The organism is Sphingobium sp. LB126 (genome assembly GCF_002795205.1).
Taxonomy (GTDB): Bacteria; Pseudomonadota; Alphaproteobacteria; order Sphingomonadales; family Sphingomonadaceae; genus Sphingobium; species Sphingobium chungbukense.
Genome location: NZ_NETV01000001.1, coordinates 2,729,120 through 2,752,740 on the forward strand (window position 1 = coordinate 2,729,120; position 23,621 = coordinate 2,752,740).

The following is a 23,621-nucleotide window of genomic DNA, read 5'->3' on the forward strand; positions in this document are numbered from 1 at the left end:
TTATGGATCCCGCCCCATTCGTCCCGCCATTTGGGTCGATTCGCCGCTCGATGCTGCGATTAATGGGATGAGGCACCCAAAAGCCGGTTCTCCCCGGGGTTCAAAAGCGTGCGATTTGCCCCCGGACGGTCGTGCTGCTAGGCGGCGCAGCGACTTTTCAACTCATGCACGCAGGATTCGCCCGATGGTCCCCCGTTACGCCCGCCCGCAAATGACCGCCCTCTGGGAGCCGGAGGCCCGTTTCAAGATCTGGTTCGAGATAGAGGCGCATGCGACCGAAAAGCTGGGCGAGCTGGGCGTGGTGCCCGAATCGGCGGCCAAGGCGCTGTGGGACTGGTGGGCGACCAATCCCGCCATCGACGTGCCTGCGATCGACGCGATCGAGGCCGTCACCAAGCATGACGTGATCGCCTTCCTGACCTGGGTGGCGGAGCAGGTGGGCGACGAAGCGCGCTTCATGCACCAGGGCATGACGTCGAGCGACGTGCTCGACACCTGCCTTGCCGTGCAGCTCAGCCGCGCCGCCGATATCCTGATCGAGGATCTCGACAAGCTGCTGGAGGTCATCAAGCGTCGTGCCTATGAGCATAAGCTGACCCCGACCATCGGCCGCAGCCATGGCATTCACGCGGAACCCGTGACCTTCGGCCTCAAGATGGCGGAGGCCTATGCCGAATTTTCGCGCTGCCGTGCTCGCCTGGTCGCTGCCCGCGAGGAGGTCGCGACTTGCGCCATTTCGGGCGCGGTCGGCACGTTCGCGAATATCGACCCGCGCGTGGAGAAGCATGTCGCCGAAAAGCTGGGCCTTGCGATAGAGCCGGTGTCGACGCAGGTCATTCCGCGCGACCGCCATGCCATGTTCTTCGCCACGCTGGGTGTGATCGCTTCGTCGATCGAGCGTCTGGCCGTCGAGGTCCGTCATTTGCAGCGCACCGAGGTTCTGGAAGCGGAGGAGTATTTCTCGCCCGGCCAGAAGGGCAGTTCCGCCATGCCGCACAAGCGCAATCCGGTGCTGACCGAAAACCTCACGGGCCTCGCCCGCATGGTACGCAGCTATGCCCTGCCCGCGATGGAGAATGTCGCCCTGTGGCATGAGCGCGACATCAGCCACTCTTCGGTCGAGCGCTATATCGGGCCGGATGCCACCATCACGCTCGACTTCGCATTGGGCCGCCTGACCGGGGTGATCGACAAGCTGCTCGTCTATCCCGAGCGGATGATGAAGAATCTCGACAAGATGGGGGGGCTCGTCCACTCGCAGCGCGTGCTGCTGGCGCTGACCCAAGCGGGCGTGAGCCGTGAGGACAGCTACCGCTATGTCCAGCGCAATGCGATGAAGGTCTGGGAATCGGACGGCCAGCTTTCGCTGATGGAATTGCTGAAGGCCGATCCGGACGTTGCCGCCGCGCTGACCGCCGATCAGATCGAGGAGAAGTTCAACCTCGATTACCATTTCCGTCAGGTCGACACGATCTTTGCACGCGTCTTTGGCGAATAAGAATCCGGTGACATAAGGAACATGATGAGGGCGCGGCAACGCGCCCTTTCTCGTCGGTTTCCACCAGCCGTGGAGACCACCCCCGCCTTGATCGCAAGACGATGGGCGGGACGGCGCAATCTCAATGCGGGACGGCGTCGGACTGTCGCCGGATCAGCTCATAGTCGAGCAGCAGATGGGAAGGCTTCTCCTCCGCTTTGCCCTTGCGTGCCTTGATCTGCTTGACCAGCAACTCGACGGCAGCGCGCGACATGGCGCTGATCGGCTGGCGGATCGTCGTCAGTTCGGGCCAGATGGTGGTGGCGAGCGAGGTGTCGTCGAAGCCGCAGACGGTGAGATCGCCCGGCACATCCAGTCCACTGCGATGGGCGATGGCGACGGTCGCCGCCGCCATGTCGTCATTGCTGGCGAAGATGGCGGTCGGCGGCTTGGGCAGCGCCAATATCCGCTCCGCCGCGTCCAGTCCGGACCGATAGGTGAAATAGCCCTGTTGGACCAGCGCATCATCCAACATTATGCCGGCTTCGGCCAGGGCGTCGCCATAGCCCTCGAAACGGCGCTGGCTGGCGCTCTGGTTGGGATGGCCCTTGATGAAGCCGATGCGCCGGTGACCGAGTGCGATCAGATGGCGGGTCATCGCCAGCGCGGCGGCATGATCGTCGATGCTGATGGCCGACATGTCGGCCGGGGCCTCACCGGTCGCGACCGCCACGGCGACGATATTCGCGGCGATGAGCGCGTCCTTCATCGCCTGATGATCGCAGAGCGGCGGCGGCAGGATGACGCCGTTGATCCGGCCCCGCAACAGGTGATCGACCACCGTGGTGACGGCGGTTTCCTCATCCCATTTCTCGACCACCAGGTCGACGCCGCTGCGGCTTGCCTGATCCAGGCTGCCGACCAGGAACTCGCTCAGATAGGAGGCGGACGGGTTGCTGTAGAGCAGGCTGATCCGCGTTTCTTCGCCACCCGCCAGGCTGCGCGCCGCCGCGCTGGGTGAATAGTTGAGCGCGGCGATCGCGGCTTCCACCTTTTCCCGCGTCGCGGCGCGCACGATCTGCTCGCCGTTGATGACGCGCGACACGGTCATGGGGGAGACGCCCGCATGTTTCGCGACATCGTTGATGGTGGGGGCGTTGCGCTGGCGGCGCGAACTTTTGGCTTCTGGCGGGGGCGGAGGCATATCGGCATTCATGGATGCGATGGTAGCGGGAAGCTCGCCCGAGGCTAAGCGAAATATTGCTGTGCCGGGCGGTGCGTCGGCATGACGATCTTCCGCCGGCAGAAGGTGGCATCGGACGAAAGGATAATCGGCCGGTGCCGGAAACCGTTTCCGCATTCCGGCGTTCTTATCCCCGGCAGGTTAACGCCTGTTGTGCGACCCAAACTTGCCCCGCCTTCCTTCGCTGTCGGTCGGGGCATTTTTGCGGGGACCGCAGCGCCACTTCCTTGGGCCTGCGATGCAAGAATAATTGGTCGGGGAGAGAGGATTCGAACCTCCGGCCCCTGCCTCCCGAAGACAGTGCTCTACCAGGCTGAGCTACTCCCCGACCGTGCGCAGGTCCGTTTTCAGGCGGTCCCGCTGGGCAGGCCGCAGCCTATAGAGGCGGCTTTTCCGGCTGGCAAGCGGGGGACGAAGAAATTTTTGGACCATTCACAGCAGCCCGGCTTCGCGGAAGCTGAAGTGATTGTTTCCGGCATGAATGACATGGTCGGCGAGCGCGATCTCGATGGGGCGAAGGCGTTTCGAAAGACTTCGGGTCAGGTGGATGTCCGCCCAGCCGGGCAGGGGGATGCCTGTGCGTTGCTGATCGAGGGCGACCCAGCGGCTGTCCCAGCGGAGCAGCCTGTCGACGATGCCGCGCCAGTCGTGATCCGCCCGCAACCGGTCGAGCGGTCGCCATTCGTCGTCGAGAACGAGGAGATGCAGGGAGGAGGAGGAGGGCGCACACATGCATGGCAGGATGCCCTGACGCCGCGATCGTGACAGGGGGATGCTGCTCCCATTCGGAGCGAACGGCGCGCTATCTGATCCGTTTCGCAGCATTTGGCGCGGACGGGCGGCTCGGCTACATGCGGGAAGGCCATCGCCAGAATCAGGCGAGAATCAGGCCAGCAGAAACAGAAAGATGTCCGCCTTGACCAGCCCGTCGCCCCATTATGAGCAGCAATATCTGGACCTGATGCGGCAGATCTGGCGGCATGGCGACGAACGGATCGACCGGACGGGTGTGGGGACGCGGTCGATATTGGGCGCGACCATGCGTTTCTCGCTGGCTGACGATGCCGTGCCGCTGCTGACCACCAAGCGCGTCTATTGGAAGGTCGCCGCGCGGGAGATGCTGTGGTTCCTGACCGGCGACACCAATATCCGCGAGTTGGTGCGGCAGGGCGTGCATATCTGGACCGATTGGCCGCTGGATGCCTATCGGCGCGCGACCGGAGAAGAGATGGATCGCGACACTTTCGAGGCGCGGATCGTCGAGGATGAGGCCTTTGCGGCGCGCTGGGGCGATCTGGGGCCGGTCTATGGCGCGCAATGGGTGAACTGGCCGCGCTATGAGGAGGTCGGGGACGGTCTCTACCGCCGGGCGGCGAAGGGGCATAACCAGATCGCCGATCTGGTCGAGGGCATCAGGAACAATCCGGGGTCGCGGCGTTTGCTGTTCACCGGATGGAATGTGGCGGAGGTATCGCGCATGGCGCTGCCGCCCTGCCACATGACCTATCAGTTTCAGGTCGCGGACGGGCGGCTGAACGGGCTGCTGTTCCAGCGCAGCTGCGATCTGGGGCTGGGTTTCGCCTTCAACATCTTCGGCCTGTCGATGATCACGCGGATGCTGGCACAGCAATGCGACCTGGAGCCGGGCGAGGTCGTCTGGCAGGGCGGGGACGTCCATCTCTATCTCAACCATGCCGGGCTGGTGGAGGAGCAGATCGGCCGAAATCCGTCTGGCGCGCCCAAATTGCGGATCAATCGGCGGCCTTCATCGATTTTCGACTATCGAATCGAAGATTTCGAGGTGATTGATTACGCGCCACAAAGGCACATTCCGGCACCCGTGGCGGTCTGACGACGCGGGAAGCGCTTGCGGCGAATGGGTCAGTAAGACTTGCCTTTGTGAGTGTTGTAATATAATAATTGCTGTACGCAATATTATTGCAACGCACAAAAGGAGGCAGGATGAGCGACCGGATCTATTCGGACGCCGGAAGGGATGGGGCGGGGCGCAATCTGCCTCCGCTGCGGCTGCATGTGCCGGAGCCGAAATTCCGCCCGGGCGACACCGCCGATTTCAGCGACTTCGATATCCCGCCCGCGGGCGCCCAGGCCCGGCCGGACGAGACGGCGCAACCGGCGGGGATACGCGATCTGGCCTATGGGCTGGTTCGCGTGCTGGATGAAGAGGGCGCCGCGGTCGGTCCCTGGGACCCGAAGCTGCCGCCCGAGACATTGCTCAAGATGCTGCGCTCCATGGCGCTGACGCGGGCTTTCGACGAGCGCATGTTCCGGGCGCAGCGGCAGGGCAAGACCAGCTTCTACATGAAGTCGAAGGGGGAGGAGGCGGTGTCGGTCGCGGCCGCGCTGGCGCTGGCGAGCGACGACATGTGCTTCCCCAGCTATCGCCAGCAGGGCATATTGATCACGCGCGGCTGGTCGATCGTCGACATGATGAACCAGATCTATTCGAACAAGGGCGACCGGCTGAAGGGGCGTCAGCTTCCCATCATGTATTCCGCGCGGGAGGCGGGGTTCTTCTCCATCTCCGGCAATCTCACGACTCAATATCCGCAGGCGGTCGGCTGGGCGATGGCCAGCGCGGCGCGGGGGGATACGCGGATCGCGGCGACCTGGTGCGGCGAGGGGTCGACGGCGGAGGGCGACTTCCATTCGGCCTGCACCTTCGCCAGCGTCTATCGGGCGCCGGTGATCATGAATGTCGTGAACAATCAGTGGGCGATCAGCAGCTTTTCGGGCTTTGCGGGAGCGGAGGCGACGACCTTTGCGGCGCGGGCCATCGGCTATGGCATTGCGGGGCTGCGGGTCGACGGCAATGATGCGCTGGCGGTCTATGCCGCGACGCGCTGGGCCGCCGACCGGGCGCGGGCCAATGCCGGGCCGACGCTGATCGAGCATTTCACCTATCGGGTGGAGGGGCACAGCACGTCGGACGATCCCAGCGCCTATCGCTCCGCCGACGAGGCCAGCCACTGGCCGCTGGGCGATCCGATCGCGCGGTTGAAGAAGCATTGCATCGGTCTGGGCATATGGGACGAGGATCGCCACGCGGCGATGGACAAGGAATTGGCCGAAATGGTCCGCGACGCCGCGAAGGAGGCGGAGAAGAACGGCATTCTCGGCCATGGCCTGCACCATCATCCGCTCAAGACCATGTTCGAGGGCGTGTTCGAGGAGATGCCCTGGCACCTGCGCGAACAGCAGCAGGCAATGCTGGATGAATGGAAGGCGGCTGGCCTGTGAGCGAAGCGAACGAACCCAACGCTATGAGCGAAGCGAACGAACCCAACGCTATGAGCGAAGCGAACGAACCCAACGCTGCGAGCGGGATCATGACCGAAACGCACGGCGAGGTCGTGCAGATGAACATGATCCAGGCGATCAACAGCGCGCTGGACGTGATGATGGCCCGTGACCCGGACGTGGTCGTGATGGGGGAGGATGTCGGCTATTTCGGCGGCGTCTTCCGCGCAACGGCGGGGTTGCAGCAGAAATATGGCAAGAACCGCGTGTTCGACACGCCGATCACGGAATGCGGCATCATCGGCGTCGCGGTGGGCATGGGTGCCTATGGCCTGCGGCCTGTGCCGGAAATCCAGTTTGCGGACTATATCTATCCGGCGCTGGACCAGCTGGTGTCGGAAGCGGCGCGGCTGCGTTACCGGTCGGCGGGCGAGTTCATCTCCCCCATGACGGTCCGCTCCCCCTTTGGCGGCGGGATTTTCGGGGGGCAGACGCACAGCCAGTCGCCCGAGGGCATCTTCACCCATGTGTCAGGGGTGAAGACGGTGATCCCCTCGACGCCCTATGATGCCAAGGGGCTGCTGATCGCGGCGATCGAGGATAATGATCCGGTGATCTTCTTCGAACCCAAACGCATCTATAACGGGCCGTTCGATGGGCATTATGACACGCCGGCGAAGAGCTGGGCCGGGCATGAGGCGGCGCAGGTGCCGACGGGCTATTACCGGGTGCCGCTGGGCGAGGCGCGGGTGGCGCGGCCGGGCGCGGCGCTGACGGTGCTCTGCTATGGCACGATGGTCCATGTGGTCGAGAACACGGTGCGCGAAATGGGCGTCGATGCCGAGATACTCGACCTGCGGACGCTGGTGCCGCTGGATATCGAGGCGATCGAACGGTCGGTGAAGAAGACCGGGCGCTGCCTGATCGTGCATGAGGCGACGCGGACCAGCGGTTTCGGCGCGGAACTGATGGCGCTGGTGCAGGAGCGTTGCTTCTATCATCTCGAAGCGCCGATCGAGCGCGTGACCGGCTTCGACACGCCTTATCCGCATAGTCTGGAATGGGCTTATTTCCCCGGCCCGGTGCGGATTCGCGAAGCCATCAACAAGATTTTGAAGGACTGACAGGCCATGGCGCTTTTTACGTTCAGGCTGCCGGATATCGGCGAAGGCATTGCGGAAGCGGAGATCGTCGGCTGGCATGTGAAGGTCGGGGATCGGGTTGAGGAAGACCAGCCGATCGCCGACATGATGACCGACAAGGCGACGGTGGAGATGGAAACGCCGGTCGCGGGCGTCGTGGTCCGGCTGGCGGGCGAGCCGGGGGAGCAGATCGCCATCGGATCGATGCTGGTGGAAATCGAGACGGAGGGGGAGGCCGAGGCGCCTTCCGAGGTTGCGGAAGCGGCTGAAGTTCCAGCTCCTGTTGCTGCCGAGCCCGCGCCGGTCGTCGTGGAAGAACAGCCGCCCGCTCCCGCAGCCACCCCAGCGGTCAAGGAAGAGGAAGTCGTCAAGGTGGAGGTTCTTGCTTCGCCCGCGGTTCGCGCGCGGGCGAAGGAACTGGGCATCGACCTTAGCCAGGTGAAGCCGAACGGCGATCATATCCGGCATTCCGACCTTGACGCTTTCCTGCTTTACGGGTCGGGGCAGGGCTATCGGCCTGCCGGGCGCACCGCCAGGCGCGCCGACGAGGCGGTCAAGGTCATCGGCATGCGCCGCCGCATCGCGGAGAATATGGCCGCATCCAAGCGGAACATTCCGCATTTCTCCTATGTCGAGGAAATCGACGTCACCGCGTTGGAGGAGATGCGTGAGCAGTTGAACGCCCATCGCGGCGACAAGCCCAAGCTCACCATGCTGCCGCTGCTGATCGTGGCGATCTGCCGCGCATTGCCCGAATTCCCGATGCTGAACGCGCGCTATGACGATGAGGCAGGTGTGGTGACGCGTTATGGCGCGGTGCATTTGGGCATGGCGACGCAGACCGATGCGGGGCTGATGGTGCCGGTGATCCGCGACGCGCAGGACCGCAATGTCTGGCAGTTGGCGGCGGAGATCAGGCGACTGGCCGATGCAGCGCGGACGGGCAAGGCGAAGTCGGAGGAACTGTCGGGCTCCACGCTGACGCTGACATCGCTGGGGCCGCTGGGCGGGGTGGCGACGACGCCGGTGATCAACCGCCCGGAAGTCGCGATCATCGGGCCCAATCGCATCATCGAACGACCGGTGTTCCGGGGCAGGGAAGTGGTGCCCGCCAAGCTCATGAACCTGTCGATCAGTTGCGACCATCGCGTGGTGGATGGCTGGGATGCGGCAAGCTTCGTCCAGGCGGTACGGAAGTTGCTGGAGACGCCGGTTCTGCTGTTCGCGGATTAGGGATGTCGGGGGTGGTTGGGTGCGCGCCCGGTGGATTTCCGGGCTTCCCTGCCAATCCCCCGATATTTCAGCGCACTGTCGCGCGGTAGCTGAGGCGGCCGCTTTCGCCGGGGGAGATTTCTTGTGGGACGGTCCAGCGGACATGGGTGATGTCCGCCGGGATCGCCCGGCGGGTGCCACCGAGCGCCGTCGGCAGCCAGAGGTCGGTCAGGCGGCCCCAATGGGCGCCGCCGTCGACCGAGACCTGCATCGAAGGATCGGAGAGGTCGAGTTGCGCCCCGCGCGGAACGGCGTTGGTGACGGCAAGGTTGCGGACAGGGCGTGAGCCTTGGTTGCGCCAGTTCACCACGAGAATCACCTGGTCGCCCGATCCTGCGCGGTCGGCACTTTGCAGGATGCGGCGCTCGCGGCCGTTGATGTCGGTGCTCGTCCGTTCGACGAACATCTGCGTTTCCAGCCTGATGTCCTGCCGCGCCTGCGCGATGTGCGGCACGCCCAGACAGGCCAGGGCAACGAACCAAACCCCCGATTTCATGCCAGTCCCCCGACTTCCTTTCTCGCCGAATGTGGCAGCCAAGTGCCGAAGATTTGGTTAAGGCCTTGTTTCCCTTGCTATCCACCTGTTTCGCTGATGTAAATTGACGCACGCAAATTGACGGAGAGGGGCCGCCCGTGCAGAAAAAGGGCGACGGGCAGGGAATTCGGGCGTGACACCTCAGGAACAGCAGGAGATCAACAGGCGCCGGGACCGGCTGCTGGCGTCGATCGCGTTGACGACCGGGATCGGGCTGATGTTGGCCTTGCCCTTCGCCTTGCAGGAGGGGGCGGAGTTTTTCCTGCCGCTGACGGCCGCCTTGGTGGTCGCGATCGCGTTGGTGCCCTTTCTGGAATGGATGGAGCGGCGGGGCGTGCCTTCGCCGCTGGCGGCGCTGACGGCGGTGATCGCCTTCCTGCTGGTGGCCAATACGGCCTTGGTGCTGATCGTCGTCCCCGCAGCCGACTGGTTTCGGCTGTTGCCGGAGCGACTGCCCAAGATTCAGAATAATCTGGCGCCGCTGATCGACTTTTATTCGCAACTCCTGCGCTTCGTGGACGAGACGGTGCAGATGCTGGCGACGGGGCCGGTGGCGGCGGCGCAGACGGCAGCGGTGGATGCGCCACGATCATTGCTGCAATTTGCCGCTACCTCCGCGCCTTCGGCCATCATCCAGATGGTGTTCGCGCTGCTCATCATCTATTTCTTCCTCGCCGGCTGGACGAAGTTGCGGCGGCGGACGATCAACAGCCGCGAAAGTTTCGACGGCGCCATGGCCGTGGCGCGGGTGATCCAGAATGTCGTGGACGCGACCTCCGCCTATGTGCTGACGATCGCCACCATCAACCTGTGCCTGGGATTGGCGGTCGCCTTTGCCCTGTGGCTGATCGGCATGCCGTCGCCGCTGATGTGGGGCGGCATCGTCGCGCTGCTGAATTTCGTGCCCTATTTCGGGCCGATGCTGGTCGCTGTGCTGCTGGCACTGGGCGGCCTTATGGTGTTCGACGATGTGTGGAAGGCGTTGCTGCCCGCCGCGCTCCAGATCGGCTTTCATCTGGTCGAGGCCAATTTCGTGACGCCGACGATTCTTGGGCGGCGGCTGACCATGAACCCGCTGCTGATTCTGGTGTCGCTGACCTTCTGGGGATGGGTGTGGGGGACGCCGGGCGCCTTGCTGGGTGTGCCGTTGCTGATCATCATCCAGACCGTGGTTTCCGCCGCCGGAACGCCGGATATCGCCGGTTTCCTGTTCGAGCGCGGCACGTTGACAGTGTCCCCGCGCAAAGAAAATGACGAAAGCCAAGAAACTCATGTTGCAGACAGTTGACAGGGGGAACGGGGCCGCATAGATGCCCGCCCACACCGAACGCGGGTGTAGCTCAGTTGGTTAGAGCGCCGGCCTGTCACGCCGGAGGTCGCGGGTTCGAGCCCCGTCACTCGCGCCATTTCTCATAGGGAAGTGGATGGTTTTTTCAGATCAGCATCGTCTGGCGATCTTTTCAGGATCGCGCCAAGATGCCGCCCTTGCGCGGGTGTAGCTCAGTTGGTTAGAGCGCCGGCCTGTCACGCCGGAGGTCGCGGGTTCGAGCCCCGTCACTCGCGCCACTCCTTTCAAGATTGAGTGTCCTGCCGGTGGGAAGCTGGCTTTTCCTGACATGGGTGCGTGTGACTGGTTTTGGCCAGAAGCGGACGTCAACAATTCGTCATCCCAGCGAAGGCTGGGATCTCAGGCGAGAGGGGACAGCCCAGCCTCACGAGATCCCAGCCTTCGCTGGGATGACGAGTTTGAGTGGCAGCTAACCACCCATCTTCACTTCAAAAACTGCGCCAACGCCCCGTTTCCATCCAGGAGAGCAGGCGTTTCAGCGGCAATATCCAAATCCAGATCAGGCCGAGAAACACATAGACCGGCACTTGGACGATCATCGGCAATCGCCCGATCAAGCCGGAAAGGCTGCCTACCAGCACGGCCCAGAGCGCGATCAGCCCCAATATCATGAACATGCCGGCGGGCTTGCGCCAACTTGGTTTATAGTGGTGGCGGGGGTCGATGCTCATTCTCGGATGCTCACTTTCAGGCGCCTTCGATCAGTTCGATTTCGGTCAGGATCAGATGCAGCGGCAAATCCCACGGATCGGCGGGCAGTTCGTCATGTTCCTGCACCGACCATGCAAGACCCACGCGCAGGGCATCGGGATAGCGGGCAAAGGCGCGGTCATAATAGCCGCCGCCCTGACCCAGCCGGTTCATCGCCCGGTCGAAACCGACCAGCGGCGCAATGATGACGTCGGGCACGACCGGTCCGTCGCCCGGTTCGGGATGGCTGGTGCGGAAGGGCCCGGGCTGGAGCGGCGCGTCCGTCTGCCATTGCAGGAAATCCATGGAGCCAAGCCGATCCAGCACGCGGGGCAGGGCCAGCGTCTTGCCCATGGCCTGCAACGGAGCCGCCAGCCGCTGTGCCGGGGCTTCGTCGTCCAGACCCATGTAAAGCGCCACCACCTGCGCATCGGCCAGCCGCCGGGCAAGCGGCGAGGGGATCACCTTGAACGCCAGCCGGTGCGCCAGCGGATCGAGCGAGGCCATGAAAGCGCGCCGCCTTTGCCGGGCGATCGCGCGCAGGGTCGCCTTTTCGGTGTCGTCGCTCATCTTGGGGCCCTGGGATTGGGGAGGAGGGTGACGGGACCGCCTCGGCCGTGTGCTGGAAAATCCTCTGACGCCTCAACGTCAGGTGGGAACCATGTAGATCGGGCCGGAGCCCGCCCAGGGACAGTCCCCGTGGATGTGATTATCGCCTCAGGGATGTTCGCTAAAGCTCGTACCGCGCAGTACCCGTCGCCTGTCTATCTAGGCTTCGGGCGCGGCGTCGACAAGCCTTTCGCGCAGCTTTTCTATGCGGGTGGTGAGGGATTCGAGGGCGCGGATGGCAGGTTCGTCCTCCGGCTCCAGCGCCAGGCTCTGCTGGCGGCCGATCGCCTCGCGCTTCAGGTCGTTGAGTTCGTCCGCCAGGAAGAGCGCGGCGAACAACAGCGTGCGCACTTCGGTCAGCCCTGGCGTGTTCTGCTGCGCCAACCGCGCCTTGCGCTCGATCAGGTTGGCGAGATGCGCGAGATGCGCTTCCTCGCCGTCGCGGCAACGTATGTCATAGACGCGCCCGGCGATGTGCAATGTGGTTTCAGCCACCAGTCTGGCCCTTCAATTCCGTGATGAGACTGTCCAGCGAGCGCAGCGCCGATCGGGCAGCCGCAGCGTCGACGCCGGAGGATGGGTCGTAGGAGGCGGCCGACGAAAGGCCGTCCACATCTTGTTCGAACCGGTCGATCGCACGCTCCAGCGCGCGGATCGCCTGCATCATGCGGTCGCTTGCCATGGTCCCACGCATAGACAAAGTTTTCGCCGCGCAAAAGCAGTCATTCGGCGGCTTGGCGCGCCCCCGGGGCCGCCCGTAGTTGACGCCTTGTCCCTGAGTCGACAAAGGGAGCGCAAACTCGACTCGACGGCCTGAACAGGGGGCCGCTTGAAAAGCCAGGAAAGACGCCGCGCCGATGACCGTTTCCGAAAAGTCCCTCGCCAACGCCATCCGGGCGCTTTCCATGGACGCGGTGCAGGCCGCCAATAGTGGCCATCCGGGCATGCCGATGGGCATGGCGGACGTTGCTACCGTGCTGTTCAAGGATTATCTGAAGTTCGATCCCAAGGCGCCGAAATGGGCCGATCGCGACCGCTTCGTGCTGTCGGCGGGCCATGGGTCGATGCTGATCTACTCGCTGCTGCACCTGACCGGCTATGCCAAGCCGACGATGGAAGACATCGCCAATTTCCGTCAGCTCAGCAGCCCCTGCGCCGGGCATCCCGAGAATTTCGAACTGGCGGGCGTGGAAGCGACCACTGGGCCGCTGGGGTCGGGCCTTGCCACGGCTGTCGGCATGGCGATTGCCGAGCGGCATCTGAACACGCAGTTCGGGGATGAGATCGTCGATCACCGGACCTGGGTGCTGGCGGGGGACGGCTGCCTGATGGAAGGCATCAACCATGAAGCCATCGGTCTGGCGGGGCATCTGAACCTTGGCCGCCTGATCGTGCTGTGGGACGATAACAAGATCACCATCGACGGCGCGGTCGACCTGTCGAGCAGCGAGGATGTGCGGGCGCGCTATGCCGCGACCGGCTGGCATGTGGTGTCCTGCGACGGGCATGACGTGGCCGATGTGCGCCGCGCCATCGATGAGGCGCTGGCCAATCCGCGTCCGTCGCTGGTCGCCTGCGCCACCAAGATCGGCTATGGCGCGCCGAACAAGGCGGGCACTTCGGGCGTCCATGGATCGGCGCTGGGCGAGGCGGAAGTCGCCGCTGCCCGCGAATTCCTTGGCTGGACGGCTGAGCCTTTCGTGATCCCCGAGGATATTGCCGCTGCCTGGAAGGCCATCGGGGCCAAGGGCGGCGACGCCCATGCTGCCTGGGCCGATCGACTTGGCGCCAACGGGCAGAAGGCGGAGTTCGAGCGGCGCATGGCGGGCGATCTGCCCGCCGGTTTCTCGCTCGATGCCTATATCGACACGCTGATCGCCAATCCGCAGAAGGTCGCCACCCGCAAGGCGAGCGAGCTGACGCTGGGCGCGATCAACGACCTGTTGCCCGAAACGCTGGGCGGCTCGGCGGACCTCACCGGCTCCAACAACACCAAGACCAAGTCGACCGGGCCGCTGACGAAGGACGATTATTCGGGCCGCTATGTCTATTACGGCATTCGCGAGTTCGGCATGGCCTGCGCGATGAACGGCATGGCGCTGCATGGCGGCGTCATTCCCTATGGCGGCACCTTCCTGGTCTTTTCCGACTATATGCGCGGCGGCATCCGCCTGGCCGCGCTCCAGCAGATCCGCGCCATCCATGTGCTGACCCATGACTCCATTGGCCTCGGCGAAGACGGCCCGACCCATCAGCCGATCGAGCATGTCATGTCGCTGCGCATGATCCCGAACCTCGATGTCTATCGTCCGGCGGACATCGTCGAGACGGCAGAGTGCTGGGAATTGGCGCTTAAGGACGCGACCGGCCCGTCGGTGCTGGCGCTGACCCGCCAGAACCTGCCGCAGCTTCGCACCGAAGAGGCGGGCGAGAATCTGTCGGCCAAGGGCGCCTATCGCCTGAAGGCCGCAACCGCCGAGCGCAAGGTGGTGCTGGTCGCGACCGGCTCCGAAGTCGAGATCGCCGTCGCCACCGCCGCGCTGCTGGAAGAGCAAGGCATCGGCGCGGACGTCGTCTCCATGCCGAGCTGGGCGCATTTCGACGCACAGCCGCAGGCGTATAAGGATGATCTCCTTCCGCACCATGTCCTGCGCGCTTCGATCGAGGCAGGGACGACCTTTGGCTGGGAGCGTTATGTCGGCATCGCCGGTCTGCGCTTCGGCATCGATACGTTCGGCGCCTCTGCCCCTGCGGAAGTGCTTTACGATCATTTCGGCCTGACCGCCGCCAAGATCGCGCCGCAGATCGCTGCCGCGCTCGACTGAAATTCAAACCAACCGGGAGACAAGTGCAGTGGCAACGAAGGTAGCAATCAACGGTTTCGGCCGCATCGGCCGTCTGGTCGCCCGCGCGATCCTGTCGCGGACCGACCATGATCTGGAACTGGTGAGCATCAACGATCTGGGCGATGCCAAGTCCAATGCCCTGCTGTTCAAGCGCGATTCCGTGCACGGCAACTGGGCCGGCGAAGTCAGCGTCGACGGCAATTTCCTGGTCGTCGACGGCAAGCGCATCGCCGTGACCGCTGAGCGCGACCCCGCCAAGCTGCCGCACGCCGCGCAGGGCGTGGACATCGCGCTGGAATGCACCGGCATCTTCGCGGACAAGGAAAAGGCCAGCGCGCATCTGACCGCGGGCGCCAAGCGCGTCGTGATCTCCGCTCCGGCGACAGGCGTCGACAAGACCGTGGTGTTCGGCGTCAATCATGAGACGCTGACCGCCGACGACATCGTGATCTCGAACGCGAGCTGCACCACCAACTGCCTCGCCCCGCTGGCGAAGGTCCTGCACGATGCGATCGGCATCGAGCGCGGCTTCATGACCACGATCCACAGCTACACCAACGACCAGAACACGCTGGACCAGCTCCACAAGGACATGCGCCGCGCCCGCGCCGCTGCCCTGTCGATGATCCCGACCACCACCGGCGCCGCCCGCGCCGTGGGCGAGGTTCTGCCGGAGCTGAAGGGCAAGCTGGACGGTTCGTCGGTGCGCGTGCCGACCCCGAACGTCTCGGTCGTCGACCTGAAGTTCGACGCCAAGCGCGCGACCACCGTTCAGGAAGTCAACGACCTGCTGAAGGCCGCTTCGGAATCCGGCCCGCTCAAGGGCGTGCTCGGCTATTCGGACGAGCCGCTGGTGTCGATCGACTATAATGGCGATGCCCGCAGCTCGACCGTCGACAGCCTGGAAACGGCGGTCATCGACGGCACGCTGGTGCGCGTGCTGTCCTGGTACGACAATGAATGGGGCTTCTCGAACCGCATGATCGACACGACCGGCGTCGTGGCGAAGTTCCTCTAAACGACACGAACCCCGCCGGACCGCTCCGGCGGGGTTTTTCATCCAATTCCACGCGCTACAGGGAGCGATCATGGCAAAGCCGTTCAAGACACTCGACGACATGGGAGACATCACGGGCAAGGTGGTGCTGGTGCGCGAGGATCTGAACGTGCCGATGCAGGATGGTTCCGTGTCGGACGACACCCGTCTGCGCGCCGCCATGCCGACCGTGCTGGAACTGGCGGATCGTGGCGCAAAAGTGCTGATCCTCGCTCATTTCGGCCGTCCCAAGGGGCAGAAGAACCCGGAATTCTCTCTGTCGAAGATCACCCGGCCGCTGACGGCGGTGCTGGGCCGCGACGTGCAGTTCATTCCCGATTGCCAGGGCGAAGCGGCGACCGACGGCATTGCGGTGATGCGCAACGGCGACATCGCCATCCTTGAAAACACCCGCTTCCATGCCGGCGAGGAAAAGAACGATCCCGCGCTGGTCGACGCGATGGCGGCGATCGGCGATCTCTATGTCAACGACGCCTTCTCCGCCGCGCACCGCGCCCATGCCTCGACCGAGGGGCTGGCGCACAAGCTGCCCGCCTTTGCCGGGCGTTCGATGGAGAGGGAATTGGACGCGCTCCAGGCCGCGCTGGGCGAGCCGGTGAAGCCGGTCGCGGCGGTCGTCGGCGGCGCCAAGGTGTCGACCAAGCTCGACGTGCTGAACAATCTCGTCGCCAAGGTCGATCATCTGATCATCGGCGGCGGCATGGCCAACACCTTCCTTTATGCGCGCGGCGTCGACATCGGCAAGTCGCTGTGCGAGAAAGACCTGGCTGAGACCGCCGAGGCGATCTTCGACAAGGCCGAGGCGGCTGGCTGTACCATCCACCTGCCTTATGACGTGGTGGTGTCGAAGGAGTTCGCCGCCAATCCGCCGTCGCTGCGCACCTGCAACGTCCATGAAGTGGCCGAGGATGAGATGATCCTAGATGTGGGCCCGGCGGCGGTCGAGGCGTTGGGCGACGCGCTGAAGAACTGCCGGACTTTGGTATGGAACGGCCCGCTCGGCGCTTTCGAGATCGCGCCCTTCGACAAGGCGACCGTGGCGCTGGCGAAAACCGCCGCTGCGCTCACCAAGGAAGGCGGGCTGACCTCAGTCGCGGGCGGCGGCGATACCGTCGCGGCGCTCAATCATGCGGGCGTGGCGGGCGATTTCAGCTTCGTTTCGACCGCTGGCGGCGCTTTCCTCGAATGGATGGAAGGCAAGGAACTGCCCGGCGTCAAGGCGTTGATGGCCTGAACCAGATTGCGGGGCCGGCTCTGGAGAGTGGCTGGCCCGGCTCGAACGTGGACGCTGTGCAAGGGCGTCCTTCCCCTAGACGCGCTGCCGGGAGGGCGGCGCATCCAACCAAGAGGTATGTGCAGATGCAGTTCGAGGACATGAAGGCGAAGATCGAAGGCGGCAACGGCTTCATCGCGGCGCTCGACCAGAGCGGCGGTTCGACGCCCAAGGCGCTGAAGGGCTATGGCATCGAGGAAGACGCCTGGACCAATGAAGAGGAAATGTTCGGCCTGATCCACGCGATGCGCAGCCGCATCATCACCTCGCCGGTCTTTTCGGGCGAAAAGGTGCTGGGCGCGATCCTGTTCGAGCGGACCATGGACGGCGAAGCGGGCGGTCAGTCCGTGCCGCAGGCGCTGATCGAGCGCGGCGTCGTGCCCTTCATCAAGATCGACAAGGGTCTGGAGGACGAGGCGAACGGCGTTCAGTTGATGAAGCCCAATCCGACCCTCGACACGCTGCTGCACCGCGCCAAGGCGCTGGGCGTGTTCGGCACCAAGGAGCGTTCGGTCATCAACCTCGCCAACCGCGAGGGCATCGCCGCCGTCGTCAAGCAGCAGTTCGAGGTGGGGCAGCAGGTCCTGGCCGCGGGACTCGTTCCGATCATCGAGCCGGAAGTCAACATCAAGAGCCCCGAGCGCGCCGAGGCCGACCAGATCCTGCTGGAGGAAATCCTCAAGAATCTCGACGCTCTACCGGGCGACGACAAGGTGATGTTGAAGCTGTCGCTGCCGGTGAAGGCCGGGTTGTTCGATCCGCTGGTCGACCATCCCCGCGTGCTGCGCGTGGTGGCGCTGTCGGGCGGCTTCTCGCGCTCGGAAGCCTGCGTCGAACTGGCCAAGAATCGCGGCATCATCGCCAGCTTCAGCCGCGCGCTGCTGAACGATCTGCGTCACCAGATGAATGACGATGAGTTCAACGCGTCGCTGGGCGAAGCGATCGACGAAATTCACGGCGCTTCGACCCAGAAGGCGGCCTGATAGGGCGAGGCCGCCGGGTTCAAACCCCGGCGGCTTCCTTCAAGATGCGCGCGTCGGCGATCGCCTGCGCCTCATAATCATTGTTGAAATAGGCCCAGACGGCCCGGCCGTCCCCGCTCTGCGCCTTCATCCATTCGGCCCAATCGACCAGCCGCTCTCGCGCATAGCCGCCGCGATATTTGCCTTTGGTGCCGTGGAAGCGGGCATAGGCGGTGGAACCGATGCCCAGCCGGGGGCTCACCGAACCGGGCATGTCATGCACGCAAAGGGCGGCGCCATGGCGCTCCAGCAGGGCATAGACCTCATCCACATACCAGCTCGAATGGCGGAATTCGAAGGCCGGGACCGGCTGGTGCGGCGCGATGCGCAGAAAATCCTCCAGCCTTTTCAGGTCGAGCGTGAAATGCGGCGGCAACTGATAGAGGATCGGGCCGAGGCTGGCGCCGAAATGTCCGAACGATGCCATCATCCTTTCCAGCGGTTCTTCGCAATCCTTGAGCTTCTTCATCTGCGTCAGATAGCGGTTCGCCTTGGCCGCGTAGCAGAAGCCCTTGGGCGCCTGTTCACGCCATTTATCGACCGTTTCCGGCGTGGGCAGGCGATAGAAGCTGTTGTTGATCTCCACCGTGTCGAACTGTTCGGCATAGAAGGCGAACCAGTTCTTCGCCGCCAGCTTCTCCGGATAGAAGCGTCCGCGCCAATCCCGGTAGTTCCATCCTGAGCAACCGATCCTGATCATGGGGGAGGAACGCTGGCGCCGTGGAATAGGCTCCGCTCTTTCCCAAGATGGATGAATCCGGCTAAGGCGAGGCATGACCGATTTCACCGACGAGGAACTCGCCCTCCATCCGAATTTTGCCGACCGTTTCGAGCAGGGTTTCCGCCCGGCCTGTCAGCTTTACCTGATCTCGCCGCCGGTGATCGAGGTCGGCTTTGCCGGCAGTCTGGCCGCCGCCTTCGACGGGGGCGGCGTCGCGGCCTTCCAGTTGCGGCTGAAGGGTTTGGATGAGGACGCCATCGCCCGCGCCGCCGAGCCGCTCCAGAAACTCTGTTCCGATCGGGACGTCGCCTTCATCGTCAACGACAGCGTGGCGCTGGCCAAGCGGCTGGGCGCGGATGGCGTGCATCTGGGGCAGGGCGATGGCGATCCCAGGGAGGCACGCAAGCTGCTCGGCCCCTCGGTGCAGATCGGCGTCACCTGTCATGACAGCCGCCATCTGGCGATGGAGGCGGGCGAGGCGGGGGCGGATTATGTCGCCTTCGGGGCCTTTTATCCGACCACGACCAAGGAAACCCATCATCGGCCCGATCCGTCGATACTGGGCTGGTGGACGGCGCTGTTCGAACTGCCCTGCGTCGCCATTGGCGGGATCACGGCGGACAATGCCGCGCCGCTGATCAAGGCTGGGGCCGATTTCCTGGCAGTGAGCGGGGCGGTATGGAAGCATCCGGACGGCCCGCAGGCCGGCGTCGCGGCCTTTGGCCCCGTGCTTTCCCGCTGATCGGCAAGGCGCAGCTTTCTGAGGTTCCGGGCGTTTCCTCCTGACAAAAAGGAGAGAAAGGCCCGTGAACAAATCCCCCCTGATCCTCACGCTGCTGTGCGCGGCCTGCAATATGACGGTCACGCAGGCCAACGAAAGCGCTTCGTCCCAGGAGCCGCAGGGCAAGGCTGCACGGCCCGCCGCGCCCGCCGCCGATCCCTATGCCTTCGTCATCGTGCCCGAGCCGGCGGGCGCGCCAGCACGGGCGGACTCGGTGCTTCAGGCGCAGGTGGCGCTGGATCGCGCGGGTTTTTCGCCGGGTGTGCTCGATGGAAAGGAAGGCATGTCCTTCACCAGCGCGCTCAAGGGTTTTCAGGAGGCCAGGGGACTGCCGTTGACCGGCCAATATGACGAAGCGACGGCGAGGGCGCTGCTGGGCGATCGTCCGCAGCCTGCGACATGGCTGGTGAAGATACCGTCCGGTTTCGCGCAAGGGCCGTTCTTCGCGGTCCCCAAGGATTTGAACGATCAGGCCAGGTTGCCCGCGCTGGGTTATCGCAATCTGCTGGAGAAGCTGGCGGAACGATTCCACACCAAGCCGGAAGTGCTGGTGACACTCAACCGGCCCGATACGCGGGTCGGCGCGGGGACGACCGTTCGCGTGCCCGCCATCGCCAACCAGCCGGTCGCGCGGATCGAGGGGGATGAGCGGGGATGGGGGGAGACTCTCGCCAGCCTGGGTGTCGCCAAGGACCAGCCGCAGGCCGATCATATCGTGGTGGACAAATCGGACGGTGTGTTGCGCGCCTATGATGCGCAAAACCGCCTGATCGCCCAATTTCCCGCCACCATGGGGTCGCAGCATGATCCTTTGCCGATCGGGGCATGGGAAATCAAGGGATTGAGCCGCAATCCCGACTTTCATTATAATCCCGACCTGTTCTGGGATGCCTCGTCCTCCGATCAGAAGGCAGTGTTGAAGCCCGGTCCCAACGGGCCGGTCGGCGTGGTGTGGATCGACCTTTCCAAGCCGCATTACGGCATTCACGGCACACCGGAGCCGCAGACGATCGGACGGACCGAAAGCCATGGCTGCATTCGCCTGACCAACTGGGATGCGGCGCGACTGGCGCAGATGGTGCGATCGGGCGTCAAGGCGGTGTTCCAGGAATGAGGGCGCGTGGTTGGGCCGGGCTGGCGTTGACGGTCCTGCTCAGCGCTGCGTTCCTGAAGTTCTGCGTGCGGATCGTGCCCGCGGATGCGCCGGTCTCGGTGGCGCCTTCGCGGCCTGCGGCGGCGGAGGCGGGGGCCTTGCTTATCCCGGTCGAGGGCGTGCCGCCTTCGGCTCTCAGCGACACCTTTGCGCAGACACGGGCCAGCGGGGCACGGGCGCACGAGGCGATCGACATCATGGCGGCGCGGGGCCGGGCCGTGCTGGCGGTGGCGGACGGGCGGATCGAGAAGCTGTTCTGGAGCGGGGAGGGCGGGCGAACCGTCTATCAGCGCTCCCGGGACGGGCGCAGCATCTATTATTATGCGCATCTGGACGGCTATGCGCCGGGCCTGGCGGAGGGGCAGGCGGTGCGGCGGGGGCAGCGGATGGCCAGCGTCGGCAGCACGGGCAATGCCGATCCGGGCGCCCCCCACCTCCATTTCGCGGTGCATGAGATGGGGCCGGGAGAGCCGTGGTATGGCGGGCGGGCGATCAATCCCTATCCCCTGCTTGCCAGGCCGCGATAGGTGCTGCCCCTTGCCCTTTGGGCCGCAGCCATGTAAGGGCGCGCGCAGCCTCTTGAGGCCGGCTCTTTTCACCTTCAGACATATAGGCAGGCTCTTCCCATGAAGATCAGCGGCGTCGAGATTCGTCCCGGCAACAATATCGAATATGACGGCAGCCTGTGGCGCGCCGTGAAGATTCAGCACACGCAGCCCGGCAAGGGCGGCGCCTATATGCAGGTGGAACTCAAGAACCTGATCGACGGACGCAAGAACAACGTCCGCTTCCGCTCGGCCGAGACCGTCGAGCGCATCCGTCTCGACACCAAGGATTTCCAGTATCTCTATGCCGAGGGCGACATGCTCGTCTTCATGGATACCGAAACCTATGAGCAGATCAACCTGCCGCAGGATCTGGTGGGCGAGGCTTCGGCCTTTCTCCAGGATGGCATGATGGTCATGCTGGAAATGTATGAGGAGCGCCCGATTTCCGTGCAGCTCCCCGAAACGGTCGAGGCGACCGTGGTCGAGGCCGATGCCGTGGTGAAGGGCCAGACCGCTTCGGCCAGCTACAAGCCCGCCATCCTCGACAATGGCGTGCGCGTCATGGTGCCGCCGCACATCGTCACCGGCACGCGCATCGTCGTCGATGTGTATGAGCGCGAATATGTGAAGCGCGCGGACTGATATTTGATCCCCCTTCCGCAAGCGGGAGGGGCCAAGGGGGTGGGTGGTGAGCGAAAGCGAGCCTTCTGCCCCTTCCTTTTTAAAGTGCCGCTCATGCGGTGACCCTCCCGCGAAACGGGACGAGGGAGTAGAAAAAATGGTATCGCACTCGGGCCTTTTGACCGTCATGGAACGCGCCGCGCGCAAGGCAGGCTCCAAGCTGCGCCGCGACTTCGGCGAAGTCGAGCATCTCCAGGTGTCCCGCAAGGGGCCGGCGGATTTCGTGTCCAAGGCCGACCAGCAGGCCGAAAGGACCCTGGTCGAGGAATTGCAGAAGGCGCGGCCGGACTGGGGCTTCCTGCTGGAGGAGGGCGGCGAGATCGCCGGCGATCCCGGCAAGCCGCGCTGGATCATCGATCCGCTCGACGGCACGACCAATTTCCTCCACGGCATCCCGCATTTCGCCATTTCGATCGCGGTCGAGGAGCCGCTCTATGGCGGCAAGCGGGAGGTGACGACGGGGCTGATCTACCAGCCCGTCACGGACGAAAGCTATTGGGCGGAAAAGAGCCGGGGCGCCTGGCGGCATGACCAGCGATTGCGCGTTTCGGCGCGGCGCGATCTGGGCGACTGCCTGATCGCGACCGGCATCCCGTTCATGGGCCATGGCGATTTCGCGCAGTGGACGCGGATATTCGGCGCGGTCGGGCCTTCGGTGGCGGGTATTCGCCGGTTCGGCGCGGCTTCGCTCGACCTCGCGCATGTCGCATCCGGCCGCTATGACGGTTTCTGGGAAAGCGGATTGCAGCCCTGGGACGTGGCGGCGGGTCTGCTGATGGTTCGTGAAGCGGGCGGTTTCGTCTCGGACTTCCGCGGCGGTGACCAGCCGATCGAGCGCAAGGAAGTGATTGCGGGCAACGACGCCATTCACAGCAAATTGCATAAGTTGGTGGCTGGCGCGTTGCGGTGAAGCCCTGATTTTTGGTCGCATGATCTCGTAGCCGCGATTGTTGCGAATCATTCTCATGCCTCCGGGCCTTGCTTCGCATATGCGGCAGGCCTAAAGCGCGCCCGTAAGTCAAATTCGCCCAGGGGATTCCGTTGGTCGATCTAGCCCAATATCTGCCGATCCTGATCTTTCTCGGGATCGCCTTGCTGCTTTCGAGCGCATTTGTGTTCCTGCCGATGCTGGTGGGCCGCCTGACCGGCGCGCACCAGCCTGACCCGGCCAAGCTCAGCGAATATGAATGCGGTTTCCCCGCCTTCGAGGAACCGCGCAGCCAGTTCGACGTGCGTTTCTACCTCGTCGCCATCCTGTTCATCATCTTCGATCTGGAAGCGGCGTTCCTCTATCCCTGGGCGGTCAGCCTCGACCAGATCGGCTGGGCCGGCTGGGCGACGATGATGATCTTCATAGCGGAGCTGGTGCTCGGCCTCGTCTATGCGTGGAAGAAGGGAGCACTCGATTGGGAGTAGAACTTGACCGTCCGGTCCCTGGCACGCTTTTGCCGGCCGGTACGCAGCCCGACCAGGATTTCTTCAACGCGCTGAACAGTGAAGTCAGTGACAAGGGCTTCCTCGTCACCTCGACCGAGGAGCTGTTCCAGTGGGCCCGCACCGGCTCGTTGTGGTGGATGACCTTTGGCCTCGCCTGTTGCGCGGTGGAGATGATCCACGTCAACATGCCGCGCTATGACATGGAACGCTTCGGCGCCGCGCCGCGCGCCTCTCCGCGCCAGTCGGACGTGATGATCGTCGCGGGAACGCTGTGCAACAAGATGGCTCCGGCGCTCCGCAAGGTTTACGATCAGATGTCCAATCCGAAATATGTGATTTCGATGGGCAGCTGCGCGAACGGCGGCGGCTATTATCATTACAGCTATTCGGTAGTGCGTGGCTGCGACCGCATCGTGCCGGTCGACATTTACGTGCCGGGTTGCCCGCCGACCGCCGAAGCCTTGCTCTACGGCATCATGCAGTTGCAGCGGAAGATCCGCCGGATCGGGACGGTTGAGCGTTAAT

25 protein-coding genes and 3 tRNA genes are annotated in these 23,621 nt (G+C 64.2%); 19 read left to right on the forward strand and 9 right to left on the reverse strand.

Annotated elements, in window-relative coordinates:
- Positions 1-184 precede the first annotated feature (184 nt).
- Positions 185-1,498, forward strand: a complete 1,314-nt coding sequence (gene purB, locus CAF53_RS13400) for an adenylosuccinate lyase (protein WP_100238307.1) — start codon at positions 185-187, stop codon at positions 1,496-1,498.
- Positions 1,499-1,619: 121 nt separating this feature from the next.
- Here the strand turns inward: purB and CAF53_RS13405 are convergent, their stop codons facing one another.
- The 3 genes from CAF53_RS13405 to CAF53_RS13415 all read right to left on the reverse strand — a co-directional run bounded on the left by CAF53_RS13405 (position 1,620) and on the right by CAF53_RS13415 (position 3,452).
- Positions 1,620-2,681 (reverse strand): LacI family DNA-binding transcriptional regulator, encoded by a 1,062-nt coding sequence (locus CAF53_RS13405; RefSeq protein ID WP_046764888.1) that lies wholly within the window; start codon positions 2,679-2,681, stop codon positions 1,620-1,622.
- A 290-nt stretch (positions 2,682-2,971) separates the two neighbouring features.
- Positions 2,972-3,048: transfer RNA gene (locus tag CAF53_RS13410), tRNA-Pro, on the reverse strand.
- Between the two features lie 104 nt (positions 3,049-3,152).
- Complete coding sequence (locus CAF53_RS13415) at positions 3,153-3,452, reverse strand: JAB domain-containing protein (protein ID WP_100238308.1); 300 nt, start codon at positions 3,450-3,452, stop codon at positions 3,153-3,155.
- 175 nt (positions 3,453-3,627) lie between these two features.
- Between CAF53_RS13415 and thyA the strand changes: the two genes are divergently transcribed.
- From thyA to CAF53_RS13435, 4 genes are all read left to right on the forward strand, one after another.
- Positions 3,628-4,572 carry a thymidylate synthase gene (gene thyA / locus CAF53_RS13420; protein WP_197707416.1) on the forward strand — a complete coding sequence of 315 codons (945 nt, stop codon included), beginning with the start codon at positions 3,628-3,630 and terminating at the stop codon, positions 4,570-4,572.
- A 110-nt stretch (positions 4,573-4,682) separates the two neighbouring features.
- Entirely contained in the window at positions 4,683-5,981 is a 1,299-nt protein-coding gene (locus tag CAF53_RS13425; protein WP_100238309.1) for a 3-methyl-2-oxobutanoate dehydrogenase (2-methylpropanoyl-transferring) subunit alpha, read from the forward strand.
- A gap of 119 nt (positions 5,982-6,100) precedes the next feature.
- A complete protein-coding gene (locus CAF53_RS13430) occupies positions 6,101-7,105 on the forward strand; it encodes an alpha-ketoacid dehydrogenase subunit beta (protein WP_046764887.1) in 1,005 nt (334 codons plus the stop codon).
- Between the two features lie 6 nt (positions 7,106-7,111).
- Positions 7,112-8,356, forward strand: coding sequence for a dihydrolipoamide acetyltransferase family protein (locus CAF53_RS13435; RefSeq protein WP_100238310.1), 1,245 nt, complete (start codon positions 7,112-7,114; stop codon positions 8,354-8,356).
- Positions 8,357-8,423: 67 nt separating this feature from the next.
- Here the strand turns inward: CAF53_RS13435 and CAF53_RS13440 are convergent, their stop codons facing one another.
- Positions 8,424-8,891 carry a hypothetical protein gene (locus tag CAF53_RS13440; protein ID WP_100238311.1) on the reverse strand — a complete coding sequence of 156 codons (468 nt, stop codon included), beginning with the start codon at positions 8,889-8,891 and terminating at the stop codon, positions 8,424-8,426.
- 172 nt (positions 8,892-9,063) lie between these two features.
- Here CAF53_RS13440 and CAF53_RS13445 point away from each other — a divergent pair, with 172 nt between their 5' ends.
- The 3 genes from CAF53_RS13445 (at position 9,064) to CAF53_RS13455 (ending at position 10,496) form a co-directional block, all read left to right on the forward strand.
- On the forward strand, positions 9,064-10,218 hold the full coding sequence (locus tag CAF53_RS13445; RefSeq protein WP_100238312.1) for an AI-2E family transporter: 1,155 nt from the start codon (positions 9,064-9,066) through the stop codon (positions 10,216-10,218).
- Positions 10,219-10,259: 41 nt separating this feature from the next.
- A tRNA-Asp gene (locus tag CAF53_RS13450) sits at positions 10,260-10,336 on the forward strand.
- A gap of 83 nt (positions 10,337-10,419) precedes the next feature.
- Positions 10,420-10,496 (forward strand) — tRNA-Asp (locus tag CAF53_RS13455).
- Between the two features lie 210 nt (positions 10,497-10,706).
- Here the strand turns inward: CAF53_RS13455 and CAF53_RS13460 are convergent.
- The 4 genes from CAF53_RS13460 to CAF53_RS13475 form a co-directional block, all read right to left on the reverse strand.
- Positions 10,707-10,949, reverse strand: coding sequence for a DUF2842 domain-containing protein (locus tag CAF53_RS13460; protein WP_100238313.1), 243 nt, complete (start codon positions 10,947-10,949; stop codon positions 10,707-10,709).
- A 16-nt stretch (positions 10,950-10,965) separates the two neighbouring features.
- Positions 10,966-11,538 carry a 5-formyltetrahydrofolate cyclo-ligase gene (locus tag CAF53_RS13465; protein WP_100238314.1) on the reverse strand — a complete coding sequence of 191 codons (573 nt, stop codon included), beginning with the start codon at positions 11,536-11,538 and terminating at the stop codon, positions 10,966-10,968.
- 198 nt (positions 11,539-11,736) lie between these two features.
- Entirely contained in the window at positions 11,737-12,072 is a 336-nt protein-coding gene (locus CAF53_RS13470; protein WP_046764496.1) for a cell division protein ZapA, read from the reverse strand.
- Positions 12,065-12,244, reverse strand: coding sequence for a hypothetical protein (locus CAF53_RS13475; RefSeq protein ID WP_100238816.1), 180 nt, complete (start codon positions 12,242-12,244; stop codon positions 12,065-12,067). The genes CAF53_RS13470 and CAF53_RS13475 overlap by 8 nt, the downstream gene beginning before the upstream one ends.
- Positions 12,245-12,434: 190 nt before the next feature.
- Here CAF53_RS13475 and tkt point away from each other — a divergent pair, with 190 nt between their 5' ends.
- The 4 genes from tkt (at position 12,435) to CAF53_RS13495 (ending at position 17,736) form a co-directional block, all read left to right on the forward strand.
- A complete protein-coding gene (gene tkt, locus CAF53_RS13480) occupies positions 12,435-14,402 on the forward strand; it encodes a transketolase (protein WP_100238315.1) in 1,968 nt (655 codons plus the stop codon).
- Positions 14,403-14,430: 28 nt separating this feature from the next.
- Positions 14,431-15,441 (forward strand): type I glyceraldehyde-3-phosphate dehydrogenase, encoded by a 1,011-nt coding sequence (gap, locus tag CAF53_RS13485; RefSeq protein ID WP_046764494.1) that lies wholly within the window; start codon positions 14,431-14,433, stop codon positions 15,439-15,441.
- 70 nt (positions 15,442-15,511) lie between these two features.
- On the forward strand, positions 15,512-16,714 hold the full coding sequence (locus CAF53_RS13490) for a phosphoglycerate kinase (RefSeq protein ID WP_100238316.1): 1,203 nt from the start codon (positions 15,512-15,514) through the stop codon (positions 16,712-16,714).
- A 125-nt stretch (positions 16,715-16,839) separates the two neighbouring features.
- Complete coding sequence (locus CAF53_RS13495; RefSeq protein WP_046764492.1) at positions 16,840-17,736, forward strand: fructose bisphosphate aldolase; 897 nt, start codon at positions 16,840-16,842, stop codon at positions 17,734-17,736.
- Between the two features lie 19 nt (positions 17,737-17,755).
- Here the strand turns inward: CAF53_RS13495 and CAF53_RS13500 are convergent, their stop codons facing one another.
- Positions 17,756-18,475 carry a DUF72 domain-containing protein gene (locus CAF53_RS13500; protein ID WP_100238317.1) on the reverse strand — a complete coding sequence of 240 codons (720 nt, stop codon included), beginning with the start codon at positions 18,473-18,475 and terminating at the stop codon, positions 17,756-17,758.
- A gap of 73 nt (positions 18,476-18,548) precedes the next feature.
- Here CAF53_RS13500 and thiE point away from each other — a divergent pair, with 73 nt between their 5' ends.
- The 7 genes from thiE to CAF53_RS13535 all read left to right on the forward strand — a co-directional run bounded on the left by thiE (position 18,549) and on the right by CAF53_RS13535 (position 23,620).
- Positions 18,549-19,238 (forward strand): thiamine phosphate synthase, encoded by a 690-nt coding sequence (gene thiE / locus CAF53_RS13505; protein ID WP_100238318.1) that lies wholly within the window; start codon positions 18,549-18,551, stop codon positions 19,236-19,238.
- Between the two features lie 112 nt (positions 19,239-19,350).
- Positions 19,351-20,391 (forward strand): L,D-transpeptidase family protein, encoded by a 1,041-nt coding sequence (locus tag CAF53_RS13510; RefSeq protein ID WP_100238817.1) that lies wholly within the window; start codon positions 19,351-19,353, stop codon positions 20,389-20,391.
- Positions 20,388-20,957, forward strand: coding sequence for a M23 family metallopeptidase (locus CAF53_RS13515; RefSeq protein WP_100238319.1), 570 nt, complete (start codon positions 20,388-20,390; stop codon positions 20,955-20,957). Before CAF53_RS13510 ends, CAF53_RS13515 begins: the two co-directional genes overlap by 4 nt.
- A 99-nt stretch (positions 20,958-21,056) precedes the next feature.
- Positions 21,057-21,620 carry an elongation factor P gene (efp, locus tag CAF53_RS13520; protein WP_021238169.1) on the forward strand — a complete coding sequence of 188 codons (564 nt, stop codon included), beginning with the start codon at positions 21,057-21,059 and terminating at the stop codon, positions 21,618-21,620.
- A gap of 136 nt (positions 21,621-21,756) precedes the next feature.
- Positions 21,757-22,569, forward strand: a complete 813-nt coding sequence (locus CAF53_RS13525; protein ID WP_046764487.1) for an inositol monophosphatase family protein — start codon at positions 21,757-21,759, stop codon at positions 22,567-22,569.
- 131 nt (positions 22,570-22,700) lie between these two features.
- Positions 22,701-23,075, forward strand: coding sequence for an NADH-quinone oxidoreductase subunit A (locus tag CAF53_RS13530; RefSeq protein ID WP_025549542.1), 375 nt, complete (start codon positions 22,701-22,703; stop codon positions 23,073-23,075).
- Positions 23,066-23,620 carry an NADH-quinone oxidoreductase subunit B gene (locus CAF53_RS13535; RefSeq protein WP_100238320.1) on the forward strand — a complete coding sequence of 185 codons (555 nt, stop codon included), beginning with the start codon at positions 23,066-23,068 and terminating at the stop codon, positions 23,618-23,620. The genes CAF53_RS13530 and CAF53_RS13535 overlap by 10 nt, the downstream gene beginning before the upstream one ends.
- The last annotated feature ends 1 nt before the right edge of the window (position 23,621 follow it).

Excerpts from the sequence above, each read along its gene's own strand:
- CAF53_RS13405 (WP_046764888.1), bottom strand. The coding sequence starts at position 2,681 with ATGCCTCCGCCCCCGCCAGAAGCCAAAAGTTCGCGCCGCCAGCGCAAC.
- CAF53_RS13425 (WP_100238309.1), top strand. The coding sequence starts at position 4,683 with ATGAGCGACCGGATCTATTCGGACGCCGGAAGGGATGGGGCGGGGCGC.
- CAF53_RS13465 (WP_100238314.1), bottom strand. The coding sequence starts at position 11,538 with ATGAGCGACGACACCGAAAAGGCGACCCTGCGCGCGATCGCCCGGCAA.
- purB (WP_100238307.1), top strand. The coding sequence starts at position 185 with ATGGTCCCCCGTTACGCCCGCCCGCAAATGACCGCCCTCTGGGAGCCG.
- CAF53_RS13435 (WP_100238310.1), top strand. The coding sequence starts at position 7,112 with ATGGCGCTTTTTACGTTCAGGCTGCCGGATATCGGCGAAGGCATTGCG.
- efp (WP_021238169.1), top strand. The coding sequence starts at position 21,057 with ATGAAGATCAGCGGCGTCGAGATTCGTCCCGGCAACAATATCGAATAT.
- CAF53_RS13475 (WP_100238816.1), bottom strand. The coding sequence starts at position 12,244 with ATGATGCAGGCGATCCGCGCGCTGGAGCGTGCGATCGACCGGTTCGAA.
- thyA (WP_197707416.1), top strand. The coding sequence starts at position 3,628 with ATGTCCGCCTTGACCAGCCCGTCGCCCCATTATGAGCAGCAATATCTG.
- CAF53_RS13525 (WP_046764487.1), top strand. The coding sequence starts at position 21,757 with ATGGTATCGCACTCGGGCCTTTTGACCGTCATGGAACGCGCCGCGCGC.
- CAF53_RS13510 (WP_100238817.1), top strand. The coding sequence starts at position 19,351 with ATGACGGTCACGCAGGCCAACGAAAGCGCTTCGTCCCAGGAGCCGCAG.
- CAF53_RS13495 (WP_046764492.1), top strand. The coding sequence starts at position 16,840 with ATGCAGTTCGAGGACATGAAGGCGAAGATCGAAGGCGGCAACGGCTTC.
- CAF53_RS13430 (WP_046764887.1), top strand. The coding sequence starts at position 6,101 with ATGAACATGATCCAGGCGATCAACAGCGCGCTGGACGTGATGATGGCC.
- tkt (WP_100238315.1), top strand. The coding sequence starts at position 12,435 with ATGACCGTTTCCGAAAAGTCCCTCGCCAACGCCATCCGGGCGCTTTCC.
- thiE (WP_100238318.1), top strand. The coding sequence starts at position 18,549 with ATGACCGATTTCACCGACGAGGAACTCGCCCTCCATCCGAATTTTGCC.
- CAF53_RS13415 (WP_100238308.1), bottom strand. The coding sequence starts at position 3,452 with ATGTGTGCGCCCTCCTCCTCCTCCCTGCATCTCCTCGTTCTCGACGAC.
- CAF53_RS13440 (WP_100238311.1), bottom strand. The coding sequence starts at position 8,891 with ATGAAATCGGGGGTTTGGTTCGTTGCCCTGGCCTGTCTGGGCGTGCCG.
- CAF53_RS13500 (WP_100238317.1), bottom strand. The coding sequence starts at position 18,475 with ATGATCAGGATCGGTTGCTCAGGATGGAACTACCGGGATTGGCGCGGA.
- CAF53_RS13515 (WP_100238319.1), top strand. The coding sequence starts at position 20,388 with ATGAGGGCGCGTGGTTGGGCCGGGCTGGCGTTGACGGTCCTGCTCAGC.
- CAF53_RS13490 (WP_100238316.1), top strand. The coding sequence starts at position 15,512 with ATGGCAAAGCCGTTCAAGACACTCGACGACATGGGAGACATCACGGGC.
- CAF53_RS13460 (WP_100238313.1), bottom strand. The coding sequence starts at position 10,949 with ATGAGCATCGACCCCCGCCACCACTATAAACCAAGTTGGCGCAAGCCC.